This is a genomic window from Labrenzia sp. 011 (assembly GCF_003075075.1).
Lineage (GTDB): Bacteria > Pseudomonadota > Alphaproteobacteria > Rhizobiales > Stappiaceae > Roseibium.
On record NZ_QCYM01000004.1, the window covers coordinates 163827 to 177273 of the forward strand.

Sequence of the window (13447 nt, forward strand, 5' to 3'; positions counted from 1 at the left end):
TGCGAGTTTCACGAATGGATGGAATGGGCCGGGAGTGGACTGGCGGATTCCAGCGTTTAGACCAGTGACAGCAGACACACGCGATTAGTATGCGTAGGTCGCTTCCGGCCCTGAGCAGGCGCTCGAGTAAAGTGCAGCGAATGACGGCTTGGAGCCCTTTCTCGCTTCTTGTCGGTTGGATTTCTGCGAGTGCATTGGCCTGTTCCCAGGCCAGCTTTTCTGTTCGGCTGTGCTGTACGATCGGGAGAAGCGGACCTTCGTCCGGGGTGAGCTGCGAAGCGTTATTGCTTCGCAGCTATGAAGTGTCGAACGCGCGGGGCTGTATTTTCCAAATGCAATCGACGCACAGCCGCGTGGCTGTCGAGATCTGCATTGCTGACACGCTCATGTTGCGCCAGATGCTCGTTCCAGCTCGGCAGATGGAAAGTCTCGATCCACAACCCCGGCTCCTCCACGCTTTCATGGACATGCCACTGCATCGCGCCATTGCGCAGTCTTTCGTGCGCCACAGCATTCAACCTAGCAAGAAACTCGGGCTTGTTCTCTACGGCGATTCGGTACTCCACCATCACCATGGCCGGACTGTCCGGTGCCTGGCCCTCCGCGGGAAGCGGCGCCATCGGCCAAGCGGAGGCGGGCGTCAGATCCAGCATCTCACCCTGGCCGAGTTTCAGGCACCGCGTCGCCAGAAGGCCTAGGGCCAGCCCCGCAGTCGCTAGCAGGAGTGCGGCGCGTACCGACAGTTGAGCCGCGACCTGTCCCCAGACCAGCGAGCCGAGCGCCATGGCGCCGAAAAAGACCATGAGATAGACCGCCAGCCCACGCGCCCGCACCCAACCGGGCAACGCCGTCTGCGCCGAAACGTTGAAGGATGTCAGGACAGCGATCCACGACAACCCTCCTAGAAAGGCTGCTGGAAGAAGAAGCGTCGCGGTGCCGGCCAGAGCCATTAGGACCAGCGCGATCCCCGTACCAACAGTGCCGATCTGCGCCATGGCGTCGGTCGCAGCAAGGTGGTTCAGCCGCGGCAGAAGTAGCGCTCCGGTTACGGCCCCGGCCCCGACGACCCCCATCAATGCACCATAGAGCGTGGAGCCCCCGCCCTCGACCCCGCGGGCGATCAGCGGCAGCAGCGACCAGTAGGCAGAGGCGAACAGGAAGAACGCCGCTGCTCGCGCCGCAGTCGCTAGCATGGCGGGGTTGTGTCGCACATGCCGCAGGCCGGTGGCCATGTCCATCAGGATGCTTCCGGTGGGTCTGAGCACGGGTGCTGGGCCGGGCTTCCACATGCTCAGCGCCCCAAGGATCACGAGAAAGCTGAGCGCGTTGAGCGCGAAGGGGGCCGCCAGCCCGACCGAAGCAATAAGCACCCCGGCAACCGCCGGACCTATGGCGCGGGCGACATTGATCCCCATGGAATTTAGTGCGATGGCGGGGCGCAACTGCTCCGGTGGCACCAGTTGCGGTACTATGGCCTGCCAGGCGGGTGCCATGAACGCCGCGCCCGTTCCGATGGCCAGGGTGAAGGCGATCAGCAGGCCCGGGGTCATCTGTTCCCCCCATACCAGGAGCGCCAGCGTCGTCACCACGCCGAGCAGCAGCAAATTGATGATGATCAGCATACGCCGACGGTCAAACCGGTCCGCCAGAGCCCCGGCCAGCAGCGCGAAGCAGAACACCGGCAGCGTGGTCGCGGCCTGAACGAGCGTGACGACCGCCGGGCTGGAGTCTAGCGTGGTCATCAGCCAGCCCGCGCCCACGTCGTGCATCCAAGTGCCGATGTTCGAGATCAGAGTAGCCGTCCAGAGAAGCGCGAAGGCGCGCTCTCCGAACGGGGACCAGGCGCCTGCCTGTGCCGGAGGGTTACCACTGGATGACATCGGCCAGCTCTTCGCGGTGTTTCATGGAATGGGCGCGTACGAAGGGACACAGCGGCACGATGCGCTGACCCCTGGCACGCGCATCCGAGATCAGACGCTCGGCGAGCGCCCTGCCGACGCCGGTGCCGCGCATGCTGTCGGGGACATCAGTGTGATCTGCGATGATCAGCGTGTCGGAAACTTTCGAGGTGGTGAGTTCCGCTTCGCCTGTCTTGCCTTCGACAGTGGCGGCATAGCGGCCTTTGCTGTCGGTCTCGGAATAGGTGATTTCGGGGGATGTCATAATACAGGATCCTTGTGGAGTGTGTTGAGGATGGCCGCGGCGATCAGACCGCCGATCAGACCCATGTTGGCCGTGAATGCCGCGAAGTTCGGCAGAAAGGCGTCCTCTGGCAGAGCCCAGAACGGATGCACTAGGAACGACGCCGCCAGTGAGAAGATCACGAGTGCCGCCGCCCCGAACGGCGCGAATACGCCAAGGATCAGACTGATCGACCCGCCAGCCTGCACCAGTACGGTCATCACGGCGACGAAGACCGGCGCTGGCAACCCGATTGCCGCAACTTCGGCTATGGTGCCTTCGAAATCCGCCGCCTTGACAAGGGCGCTGGCCCAGAAGGGACATGTGATACCCGCGTTGATTGCAGCCACTGCGGCACGGCTTAGATACATTTTCCGAACTCCTGGTCGAGGGCGCCCACTTGGCGCCGGGGGTCAAACCGCGAAACAGGCGCATCCTAGGGCACCCCAGAACGCGGAGGCATCGCGCACGGGTATCGGATTGGTCCAAGCGATCCCGTGGTTGTGACCATGCAGCCCGCAACCGTTCGTGCAACCGTCATGACAGGCGCGCATGTCCATCGACGCCGGCGCGAGGGGTGCCTGCCGCTCTGCAGGGCTGGCGAACAAAGCGTTGGCGGCCCAGGCGGGGCTGGCGGGCGGGAGCGGCGGGTTGTGCTCGGTGAAGTCGTCCTCGGCAAAAACCACCTTGCCGCCGACGACCGTCATCACCGACGTGATCCCGCGCAGCCTGGCGTCGGGCACCGACATCATGTCATCGGACAGCACCGCCAGGTCGCCGTACATACCCACCGACAGGCGACCCTTGACCGACTGCTCGCCCGAGAACCAGGCCGAACCGGTTGTCCAGAGCGCCAGCGCCTCTTCGCGGGTCAACAATCTGTCGTCACCGTACAGCGTCATCCCGCCCACGGTCTTGCCCGTCGTCAGCCAGTGCATCGACACCCAGGGATCGTAGCTCGCAACACGCGTGGCGTCGGTTCCGGCACCCACGGGCAGGCCGGTGTTCAGCATTTCGCGGATCGGTGGCGTTGCATCCGCCGCCTGCGCCCCGTAGCGGTCAACGAAATATTCGCCCTGGAACGCCATGCGGTGCTGTGTGGCGATACCGCCGCCCAGTGCCTTGATCCGTTCGATGTTGCGCGAGCTGATCGTTTCGGCGTGGTCGATGATGAACCGTGTCCTAAACGGCGTGTTGCCGTTGACGCGTTCGAAGACATTCAGGAACCGGTCGATGGTCTCGTCATAGGTAGCATGGATGCGGAATGGCCATTCGTTTGTCGCCAGCAGCTCCACGATACGCTCCAGTTCCTCCTCCATCACCGGTGCGGGCTCTGGTCGCGGCTCGAGGAAGTTCTCGAAATCGGCCGCCGACCAAGCAAGGTTTTCACCCGCGCCGTTCATGCGCAGCCAGTCGTCGCCGGCCCCCGGTTCGGTCATCCCGATCCAGCGCTCGTAGTCCGACAGTTCCTGCCCGGCTGTCTGGGCAAAGAGGTTGTAGGCCACCCGCAGAGTCATCTCGCCCGCGTCGTGCAGGGACTGGATCACGTCATAGTCCTGCGGATAATTCTGCCCGCCGCCGCCTGCATCGATGACCGAGGTGACACCCAGCCGGTTGAGTTCCCGCATGAAGTGGCGGGTCGAGTTTTTCTGGTCCTCAATGGCCAGTTTCGGCCCCTGTGCCAGCGTCGAATAGAGGATCAGTGCCGAAGGGCGCGCGATCAGCATGCCTGTAGGATTCCCCTTCTCATCGCGCGCAATCTCTCCGCCGGGCGGGTTGGGCGTATCCTTGGTGAACCCAAGCGCCTTGAGCGCCGCGCGGTTGAGAAGGGCGGCGGCGTAAAGATGCAGCACGAAGACCGGCGTATCGGGGGAGGCGTCGTTGATCTCGTCCAGCGTAGGCATCCGCCGTTCTGCGAACTGGAACTCGGACCATCCGCCGACCACCCGTACCCATTGCGGGGCCGGCGTGTTGTCCGCCTGTCGGCGCAGCATCGCCAGCGCATCGGCGACCGATGGCACGTTTTCCCAGCGCAGCTCCATGTTATAGTTCAGCCCGCCGCGGATCACATGGGTGTGGCTGTCATTCAGGCCCGGGATTACCCGACGGCCCCGAAGGTCAATGACCTTGTCCACATCTTCGCCATGCAGTCGCATTACCTCGGCATCCGACCCGATAGCGGCCACCTTGCCGTCGATGATCGCGATGGCCGTCGCGTCGGGAGTCTTGGGATCAAGCGTGGTGATCTTGCCGTTTCTTAGAATCAGAGTGGTGTCCGTCATGGTCTTGTCCTGTGCCAGGGCAATGCGGGGATGGATCAGGCCGAGGGCGGTGGTTGCCGCTAGACCCGCCAGCACGGTGCGGCGGTGTGTGGACATTACGCTCTCCTGCTTAAGGGGATCGGGCCGCCGATACCTGGGGCCGCGGCGGCCTGAGCGGTTTACATTGTGGGGACGGGATCAAGACGCGTGCCGGAATGGGCGCTGCGGCTGCTGGCCTTGTGAACCATCGTATACGCGTAATCGACTCCCATGCCGTAGGCACCGGAATGCTCGCGCACCAGGTCCATCACCGCATCGTACGTATCGCGGCGCGCCCAGTCGCGCTGCCATTCCAGCAGGACCTGCTGCCAGGTCACCGGCACCACACCCGCCTGCATCATGCGGGCCATCGCCTGGTCATGCGCCTCTTTCGTCGTGCCGCCGGAGGCGTCCGACACCATGTAGATTTCCAGATCAGTATCCGCGAGACAGCTCAGCGCGAAGGTGCAGTTGCAGACCTCGGTCCAGAGACCTGCGACGACGACCTTGGTGGCGCCCTTCGCCGCGTTGGCCAGCAGGGCGTCGCGCACATTCTGGTCATCCCAGGAATTCATTGAGCTGCGCTCGAGAATCGGCGCCAGGGGGAAGACATCCAGCAGCTCGGGGAAGGTGTGGCCGGAGAAGGCATCGGTTTCCACGGTGGTGATCGTGGTCGGCACATCGAAGATCTTCGATGCCTTGGCCAGGCCCACGACATTGTTCTTCAACGTCTGACGGTCGATGGACTGCACGCCGAATGCCATCTGGGGCTGCTGGTCGATGAAGATCATCTGGCTGTTAAGCGGGGTGAGTACGTCAAGTTTCGACATCGGAAGATCCTTAGGATTGAGAAAGAGATTCGGGAAAAGGCAGGGAAACACGGGGCGGACCAGCCGCCCCGCAAGCAGGGCTCAGCCTTCGATGAAGGCCAGCAGGTCGGCGTTCAGCACGTCGGCATTGACCGTCAGCATGCCGTGCGAGAAGCCCAGATAGGTCTTCAGCGTGCCGTTCTGCAGCAGCTTGACCGATTTCTGTGCCGATGCGGCAATCGGCACGATCTGGTCGTCCTCGCCATGCAGCACCAGCGTCGGCACGGAGATCGCCTTGAGATCCTCCGTCTGGTCGGTCTCGGAAAAGGCCTTGATACCGTCGTAATGGGCCTTGGCGCTGCCCATCATGCCCTGGCGCCACCAGTTCTGGATGTTGCCCTCGTGGACCTCGGCGCCCTCGCGGTTGAAGCCGTAGAACGGGCCGGAGGGCACATCGCGGAAGAACTGGGCGCGGTTGGCGGCCAGCGCTGTGCGGAAGCTGTCGAACACCTCCAGAGGTGTGCCTTCCGGGTTGGCGTCGGTCTTCAGCATCAGCGGCGGTACGGCAGAGACCAGCACGGCCTTGGCCACGCGGCCGGCGGGTTCACCGAATTGCGCGACATAGCGGGCAACCTCACCACCGCCGGTCGAATGGCCGATGTGGACAGCGTTTCTCAGGTCCAGCGCCTCGGCCACGGCGAAGGCGTCGGCTGCGTAGTGGTCCATGTCGTGACCGTCGGACACCTGGTCGGAGCGGCCGTGACCACGGCGGTCATGGGCGACGACGCGGTAGCCCTTGGACACGAAGAACAGCATCTGCGCGTCCCAGTCGTCCGAGCTCAGCGGCCAGCCGTGGTGGAAGACGATGGGCTGGGCATCCTTGGGGCCCCAGTCCTTGTAGAAGATGTTCACGTCGTCCTTGGTGGTGATATAGCCCATGGTCATGTTTCCTTCCGGAAGTGTGTGAGAGAGGGTGGCGGCCATGAGGCCGCGGCTGGAAAGGGTGAGGCCCACTACAAGGGCCGAGGCCGAAAGCAGGGCCTGGCGGCGGCTGATGTTGAAAGCGCCCAGGCTAGGTTTTGTCATCGCGTTGGCCTTCGGGTTGTGGAGGATGGGATGGAGCTGCCTGGTCGCCGTTCCTTGCCGTGTCGAGCGGCCGTTGGGGGCCGCCGGGCAGATGTCCGAAAATATGAGGATGGCAGGTTGTGCGGTACCAGACGGCATCGACGGTGCCATTGCGCCAGCATTGCCGCAGAAGCGGCACAGCCTGTTCGCCGATCAGGATACCGAGCAATCCGATCAGAGCGATGATCGGCGGTGCCGGCGACCGGACATTGAGCAGGCTGTAGATCGCTCCGACCAGTACGCCGGCTGCGAGAGAGGCAAGATAAAGGCGCATCGGAATACTCGTGGTTTGCGTGGCGGACTTGGTGTAGCTATTGCCTTCGGCGCGCTGGCCGGATGGGCTTGATTGTCGCTACACCCACAGATTTATCGAACGACCGCGCTGCGCTCTTGTCTCTGGTGCTCCATTTTATGACGAAGTGATCGCCATGACCGGCCGGCGGCTCCAAATGTCTGGGCACGGTGTCAGGTCTGGGTCTAATTCACTTACTGAGTTCGTTTTGCTGAGGTAATCTCGGCCAAGCAGTCGTGAGAGGTGAGCGAGATGACCGGACAGGGAACCAGCAGCAACGAAAAGATGGAGTTTCTGCGTGTCCGTGAGGCGCAGACAGTCCGGGCATCGATCCTCGACAAGGCGATCATTTCCGCTTCGCGGCTGACCCGCGACACTCCGAACCACGGCTACTCCGATCAGCACGCGGTGGAAGACGCCTTCATGCTCAGCTACCAGCGAAGGGACTATCAGGGCGACATCTGGGTGGACGGGAAGAATGTCGCGGTGGATGGCCTGCCAAAAGGCACATTCAGCTTTTACGACTACAAACGCTCGTGGCAGGCGAACTTGCGCTCCAGCTTCGATTGCGTGAACTTCCATATCCCTCGTCGGGCGATGACCGCGCTCGAGGAGGATCTTGGCCCGCGCCGCATCGAGACGCTGACGCCGGCACCGGGCGCGAGTGTTTCGGATCCCATCGTTAGGGGCTGGTCGGTGCGCTGATGCCAGCCTTTGCCGGCACTTCAGAGGCCAGTTTGCTGTTTCTGGATCACGTCGGCTTCGCGTTATGCTCCCATCTTGCGGTGAGCTATGGCGACGCTACGGTGAGGACGCTCCCCGTGGCCCACGGACTGGCACCCTGGCAGCTTGCCCGCACCAAGGACATGATCGACGCGGCACTCGACGGGACTGTCACCGTCGCGGAGCTGGCGGTCGCCTGCCGCCTGTCTTCTTCGCATTTCACCCGCGCCTTCAAGATGTCGACCGGCATGCCCCCCTATCGCTGGATGACCCTGCGCCGGATCGACAAGGCGCGCGACCTTCTGGCCGGGACCCGGTTACCGCTCAGCAATATCGCCCTGAGCTGCGGGTTCCTCGACCAAAGCCACTTCACCCGCGCCTTCACGCGGGCGGTGGGGATCTCACCGGGGCGTTGGCGCCAGACCCTGCGGAGCTAGGTTGCAGCTTGGCGGCCGAATTCGGAAGGCACCGTGCGGCGAGGCGGCGAAACGTTCTGCCGGGCCTTGCGCCAGACACCGGGGCTTTCGCCCATGATGTCTGCGAAAACACGCGTGAGGTGACTCTGGTCTGCAAAACCGCAGGCGACGGCAATCTCGCTGATCGGCATCCCGGTGTTCAGCAGGTCGCGGGCCTTTGCGACGCGGTATTCCGCCAGCCAGCGCATCGGCGACTTGCCGAAGCTGATCTTGAAGGCCTTGTTGAAATAGCTCCGCGACAGGTCGCAGGCGGCGGCCAGCTCCTCAAGATGGATTTCGCACGTCATATGCGCCGCAAGAAATTCGGTGGCCCGCTCCTCCTGCCAAGGCGCCAGCCCGCCCCGGCGCGCCGAGGGGTAGGTCAGGCCGCCGTAGCGTTGCGTCAGATGGGCAAGAAGGGCACATCCCATCTGGTCGAGAAAGAGCCGGCTGGCCGACCCGCGATGCGCGAGCACCGGCATCAGCGCCTGGGCCAACCCGTGAATCGAGGGATCGTGAATGCCCTGCACCTGATGCAGGCTGGTGAACTCCAGCCGTCCCGCGGCGATCGCAAAGTCGCGAACCCGGGCATGGGGGATGTGAAAGACCGCCGCATCAAGGCCCTCGGGGTACTGGGCGCGCCAGCCCGCCCCGGTGTCCCTGATCGAAACCGCCCCCTCGGGCAGATGCCCTTCAGACACCAACCGGTGATCGCGCCACAGCCGATGCTGGTTCAGCGGTCGCATGTGAACCTCGATCAGATAGCCGTCGCACAGCAGCGGGACGAGGCTGGACGTCTCGTCCGGCGAGGACTGTAGCAAGCGGAAAAGCGTCATCGATGACAGGGTGAGCGTCGGGATGGTTTCACGCGATTCAAAGGTCATTGCCGGGCTCCTCCGCAAGAACAGTCGGGCCGCATGCATCCGCTGCACTCCGCAAGCGCCGGAGCGTCATCGGGCAGGCCGTAGGTGTGAACAAGATGGGCACAGAGCGCCATCGCGATGTGTCTGAGCAGCGGTGCCTCACCATCCGCTTGTCTGAACAAGGGCAAAAGCGCATCGGCAAGGTGCCCGATCACCGGGTCCTCCTTGCCGCGCAGGCATGTCAGGCGCGCACTGCCACTTTCCGAAAGCCGGGCCGCAATCTTTAGCAGAGCCTTGGGGCAGACGAAGGCAATCGCCCGAAGGTCGGTTTGCAGCAGGATCGACGCGCCCTCTTTCAGGTCGACGAGGCAGATCGTCTGCGCCGGGAAAAGGCGTGGCGGCAAGCGGGTGCCGTCAGGAAGGATATCGGCATGTGTCGCAGGCGCGAGGTAGATCATGAGGAAATAGGCGTCGCGGGCCGGCAGGTGGACCTCTCTGCCCTGCGAGAGCGGACCAGGCACGTCGATCAGACTAGCAGAGAGAGCGGGATCACCTGCCGGGCGGATGGACAGGCATGGGGAAGCCGGCACCCCGAAGCATCGCCCGATGTCGCAATTCCCTTCAGTCTTCGATGGCATTCAGGCACTCCGTTTGGCAAGTTCTGCGCTGCCCGCAAGGGGCAGGGTCCCTCTCCGTACGCGTGGGGCAGCTGCGGCGGCTGTCCGATGAAGAAGTGTCCTAAGGCTATGCGGTTGGCGTGGCAGGGTCTTGTAGATTCCTGCCACGCCGTAATGTGCCACGTGGAGGATCGCCGCGCAGATCAGCCGGTCAGCAGGTCTTCCAGGGCGGTGATCTCGCCCTGCCGCAGCTCGTGGCCACCATCGTGAATCTCGGTGGCCACCTGCGCTCCCTGCGCTTCTGCCCAGCGTATCAGCCGCTCGCTCAATGGCCAGGGGCAGATCGAATCCCGCCGTCCGGCGGTGATCAGAATCCACTTTCCGTTCAGATCGACCCGCCCCGCCTCCCAGGGGATCAGCGGATGCAAAAGGCCGACCCGCGCGAATAGCTCCGGCTGCGCCATCACAACCGACGCCAGGATATTGGCGCCGTTCGAATAGCCGAAGCCGTAAACTGGCGCGTCGGGGTACCTGCCCGATTCCTCTGCGATGAAGGCGGCCATGCGCCGCGTTCGCAGGGCAAGGTCGTCCATGTCATAGACGCCTTCCCCAGTGCGGCGAAAGAACCGCGCCGCACCGCCTTCGCTGACATCCCCCCGGGGCGAGACGATGCCCGCGCCGGGATGAATCTGCCGCACCAGGTCGAAGAACTGGTCTTCGTCCCCGCCCGTGCCATGAAAGGCGAAGACGAGAGGGGCGCCGGCTTCGGGTGCCCGTCTGCGGGCCTGATAGCTTGCAGTGGTGTCCATGGCTCTCACGCTCCGATAGGGGGAAGAAAGGGTTCGATCTGGTCGCGGTAGGGTTCGTAGCGGGACGGCAGTTTCAGGGCCTGCCCCAGGTGCGCCGTGTCTTCGTCGCGGTCGAAGCCCGGCTCGTTCGTGGCAATCTCGAACAGCACGCCGCCCGGGGTCCGGAAGTAGATCGCCCAGAAGTAGTCGCGGTCGATCACCGGCGTGACCTGGTAGCCCGTGTCGACCAGCGCCTGACGGACCCGCAGCTGCGCCGCGCGATCCTCGACCGCGAAGGCGATGTGGTGGACCGATCCGGCCCCCTGCGCCGCGGCCTTGCCCCCTGCGACGGCTTCGAGGTCGATGGTATCGGCTGCGTTGCCGCCCTGGATCCGGTAGCGCGTCACATTGCCGTCGGTCTCGTCCTTCTGGTAGCCCATGAAGGTTAGCAGCTCGGCGGTGGCAGCGCTGTCGCGCAGCCGCATCCGGGCGCCGTGAAAGCCGAGGATGCCGGCATCTTCGGGCACGCCCGCGCCCGTCCAGGCCGTGCGGCCGTGATCGGCGCCTTCGACCAGGGCAAACCCGTCCCCGTCCGGGCCGGCGAATTCGAGGCGTTTCTCGCCCAGGAAGCTGTTCTCCGTCAGGCCGCTGACGCCGCTATCGGCCAGCCGCCCCTTCCAGTAATCCAGCCCCCCCTCGGGCACGGCGAATTCGGTCACGCCAACCTCGCCGGTGCCGCGCTTGCCCTGCGGCATCCGCCCGAAGGGGAAGTAGGTCATGACCGAACCGGGGGTGCCGATCTCATCGCCGTAATAGAGGTGATAGACCTCTGGCGCATCGAAGTTGACGGTCTTCTTGACCCGGCGCAGTCCAAGCGTCTGGGTGAAGAACCGGTTGTTCTCTGCTGCGTCCGCCGCCATCGAGGTGACGTGGTGCAGACCCTTGATGTCATTTATCATTTTTCGTCCTCATGCGGTGTGTGCTTCTGTTGAGACCAAGATAGGCGCATCGATAATTTCAAAAAATAGAAGTTTTTCGGCATTTACTGTTTCGATGAATGATAACAATACTGCGGCATGCAGAGCATCAAACCCATCCGCGTCTTCCTGTCCGTCGTCGAGCATGGCAGCTTTGCCGGTGCCGCCCGCAGTCTGCGGATGACGCCCGCATCGATCACCCGCATCGTCGCGCAGCTCGAAGCGGATCTCGGCCAGCAACTGCTGCTGCGCACAACGCGGCAGGTGTCGCTGACCGGCATGGGGGCGATGGTCGCTGCCCGCTACCGCCCGGTGCTGGAAGAGTTCGACCGCATCACCGAAGAGATCGAGCGCACCACGAGGCCCGACCGCGGCCGCCTGACGATCAATGCGCCGATGTCCTTCGGCATGCGGCTGATGCCGGGGCTGGTGGCAAGTTTTCGCCTCGCCTATCCGCATATCGCGATCAACCTGCAGCTGACGGACACGCTGGTCGACATTCTGGAAGGGACGTGTGACCTCGCGATCCGCATTTCCGACCCGCCGCAAGACAAGTCGACGATCTGGCGCCGGATCTGCCGGATGCCACGAAGTGTGGTGGCCGCCCCTTCCCTGTTCGAGCGCATTTCGCGCCCCGCAGCGCCGGAAGACCTTTTGCCCGACCATTGCCTGTCCTATGGGGCGAAGGGCGTGGCAGAGACCTGGACCTTCGCCAGCGGCGGGCTGAGCCTCAGCGTCAGGGCGGGCACCGAAGTGGTCTCGAACAATGGGGAATTCCTGCACGCCCTGGCGCTTTCGGGGAATGGGATCGTGAACTTGCCTGATCTTCTGGTGCGCGACGGGCTGAATGCCGGTGTGCTGGAGGTGGTGCTGCCGGACTGGCAGATCGCGCCGCTCAACCTGATGCTCTACTATCCGCCCTACGAGAAGCTTCCGCCGCTGGTGGCGACCTTCACCGATTTCTTCGAAGCCTATATCCGTGATCTGGCCGGGTTCGATTTCGGCGCGGGGCCTGCCGGCTGAAGAGCAGCAGGCCAGCGGAACCGGACACGGGGATCGCAGACACAAGGGGCCGTTCACCGGCCCACGCCCCGCGTCACGGCCAGGACCAGCGCAAGCCCTGAGAAGGCCGCGCCCGCAAGGCAGACGGCCGTCCAGCCGCCGGAGTGGAAGGCCAGGCTTGCCACCCCGGAGCCGAGCGCTCCACCAAGGAACATCGCGCCCATGAACAGCGTGGTCACCCGGGCGCGAATATCCGCCCCAAGGGCGAAGACCGCATGCTGATTGGAAATCAGCGCAGCCTGAACGGCAAAATCCAGCACGACGACGCCGACGACCAGCCCGACCAATGTCTCCCACAGGCCGAAGACCGCCCAGGCCCCGAGCGTCAGCACGGCGCCTGCCAGGATCACCAGCTCCGGCCCGCGCTGGTCGGCGACCCGGCCTGCAATCGGCGCCGCGGCAATGCCCGCAAGCCCCACCAGGCCGAAGAGCCCGGCAACGTCTGCCCCGAGCCCGAATTTCGGACTGTCGAGGTACAGTGCAAGAACCGTCCAGAAGGCCGAGAAGGCGGCGAAGAGCAGCGCCTGGATCGTCGCGGCCCGGCGCAGAACGGGCTGCGTTTTCCAGATTTCATAGAGCGAGAGCAACAGGGGGGCGTAGCCGCTGCCACGTTGCATGGGCTCGGACGGCAGCAGGCGTGCCATGAGCACCCCGAAGACGACCGCGACGGGGGCTGCTATGGCGAACATCTCGCGCCAGCCCCAGTATTCACCGACGAGGCCGGCAATCGTGCGGCTCAGAAGGATACCCGCAAGAAGACCCGCCATGACGGTTCCCACCACAGCGCCACGACGTTCGGGCCGCGCCAGGTGCGCGGCGAAGGGCACGATCTGTTGCGCCACCGTGGCGGTCGCCCCGACCAAAAGAGAGGCCGCGACAAGGGCACCGCCCGTGGGCGCGAGCGCCGCAAGCAGAAGCGCCGCCGCCAGTGCTAGGAACTGCACCAGGATCAAGGTCTTGCGCGGCAGGACATCGCCCAGCGGAACCAGCAGGAGAAGCCCAGCAGCATAGCCCAGCTGGGTCGCCATGGGGACCAGCCCGGTCAGGCGCACGCCAAGGTCGCCCTGCATGATCTCCAGCATCGGCTGGTTATAGTAGATGTTGGCCACGGCCGCGCCCGCCGCGACGGACATCGCAAGCAGCAGGGGGCGGGTCAGCAATGAAGGCGTTGTGGACGCCTCGAAGTTGGTATCGGTCTGTGTCATGGGGGTCTCCGAAAAGGCGTACGCCGGTGGCGGAAGGCGCGGCCGACCGC

At 64.2% G+C, this 13447-nt stretch carries 15 protein-coding genes; 3 read left to right on the plus strand and 12 right to left on the minus strand.

Going from position 1 to position 13447, the window contains the following annotated elements:
• Positions 1–281: 281 nt before the first annotated feature.
• From DCO57_RS06940 to DCO57_RS06970, 7 genes are all read right to left on the minus strand, one after another.
• Entirely contained in the window at positions 282–1880 is a 1599-nt protein-coding gene (locus DCO57_RS06940; protein ID WP_116698137.1) for an MFS transporter, read from the minus strand.
• Positions 1864–2163, minus strand: a complete 300-nt coding sequence (locus DCO57_RS06945; protein ID WP_116698138.1) for a GNAT family N-acetyltransferase — start codon at positions 2161–2163, stop codon at positions 1864–1866. The genes DCO57_RS06940 and DCO57_RS06945 overlap by 17 nt, the downstream gene beginning before the upstream one ends.
• Positions 2160–2552, minus strand: coding sequence for a DoxX family protein (locus DCO57_RS06950; protein ID WP_116698139.1), 393 nt, complete (start codon positions 2550–2552; stop codon positions 2160–2162). The genes DCO57_RS06945 and DCO57_RS06950 overlap by 4 nt, the downstream gene beginning before the upstream one ends.
• A gap of 42 nt (positions 2553–2594) precedes the next feature.
• Positions 2595–4559, minus strand: coding sequence for an amidohydrolase (locus tag DCO57_RS06955; protein ID WP_208977842.1), 1965 nt, complete (start codon positions 4557–4559; stop codon positions 2595–2597).
• A gap of 62 nt (positions 4560–4621) precedes the next feature.
• Positions 4622–5311 carry a hydrolase gene (locus DCO57_RS06960; RefSeq protein ID WP_116698244.1) on the minus strand — a complete coding sequence of 230 codons (690 nt, stop codon included), beginning with the start codon at positions 5309–5311 and terminating at the stop codon, positions 4622–4624.
• 81 nt (positions 5312–5392) lie between these two features.
• Positions 5393–6229, minus strand: coding sequence for an alpha/beta fold hydrolase (locus tag DCO57_RS06965; protein ID WP_205756103.1), 837 nt, complete (start codon positions 6227–6229; stop codon positions 5393–5395).
• Between the two features lie 133 nt (positions 6230–6362).
• On the minus strand, positions 6363–6689 hold the full coding sequence (locus tag DCO57_RS06970) for a DUF1427 family protein (RefSeq protein ID WP_116698141.1): 327 nt from the start codon (positions 6687–6689) through the stop codon (positions 6363–6365).
• A 270-nt stretch (positions 6690–6959) separates the two neighbouring features.
• Here DCO57_RS06970 and DCO57_RS06975 point away from each other — a divergent pair, with 270 nt between their 5' ends.
• Together DCO57_RS06975 and DCO57_RS06980 are read left to right on the plus strand one after the other, a co-directional pair.
• Entirely contained in the window at positions 6960–7412 is a 453-nt protein-coding gene (locus DCO57_RS06975) for a hypothetical protein (RefSeq protein ID WP_116698142.1), read from the plus strand.
• Entirely contained in the window at positions 7412–7867 is a 456-nt protein-coding gene (locus DCO57_RS06980) for an AraC family transcriptional regulator (protein ID WP_116698143.1), read from the plus strand. The genes DCO57_RS06975 and DCO57_RS06980 overlap by 1 nt, the downstream gene beginning before the upstream one ends.
• On the opposite strand, the gene DCO57_RS06985 is transcribed toward DCO57_RS06980, so the two are convergent.
• From DCO57_RS06985 to DCO57_RS07000, 4 genes are all read right to left on the minus strand, one after another.
• The gene (locus tag DCO57_RS06985; RefSeq protein ID WP_165814671.1) at positions 7864–8769 is read right to left on the minus strand and encodes an AraC family transcriptional regulator; all 906 of its coding nucleotides are present in this window, start codon (positions 8767–8769) and stop codon (positions 7864–7866) included. The two genes, DCO57_RS06980 and DCO57_RS06985, sit on opposite strands and share 4 nt — an antisense overlap.
• The gene (locus DCO57_RS06990; protein ID WP_133192637.1) at positions 8766–9386 is read right to left on the minus strand and encodes a hypothetical protein; all 621 of its coding nucleotides are present in this window, start codon (positions 9384–9386) and stop codon (positions 8766–8768) included. Before DCO57_RS06990 ends, DCO57_RS06985 begins: the two co-directional genes overlap by 4 nt.
• Positions 9387–9568: 182 nt before the next feature.
• Positions 9569–10174 carry an alpha/beta hydrolase gene (locus DCO57_RS06995; RefSeq protein ID WP_116698146.1) on the minus strand — a complete coding sequence of 202 codons (606 nt, stop codon included), beginning with the start codon at positions 10172–10174 and terminating at the stop codon, positions 9569–9571.
• Between the two features lie 5 nt (positions 10175–10179).
• Entirely contained in the window at positions 10180–11112 is a 933-nt protein-coding gene (locus DCO57_RS07000; protein ID WP_116698147.1) for a VOC family protein, read from the minus strand.
• A 117-nt stretch (positions 11113–11229) separates the two neighbouring features.
• Between DCO57_RS07000 and DCO57_RS07005 the strand changes: the two genes are divergently transcribed.
• Positions 11230–12153, plus strand: a complete 924-nt coding sequence (locus DCO57_RS07005) for a LysR family transcriptional regulator (RefSeq protein ID WP_116698148.1) — start codon at positions 11230–11232, stop codon at positions 12151–12153.
• A 53-nt stretch (positions 12154–12206) separates the two neighbouring features.
• Here DCO57_RS07005 and DCO57_RS07010 read toward each other — a convergent pair whose 3' ends face one another.
• A complete protein-coding gene (locus tag DCO57_RS07010) occupies positions 12207–13397 on the minus strand; it encodes an MFS transporter (RefSeq protein ID WP_116698149.1) in 1191 nt (396 codons plus the stop codon).
• Positions 13398–13447 lie beyond the last annotated feature (50 nt).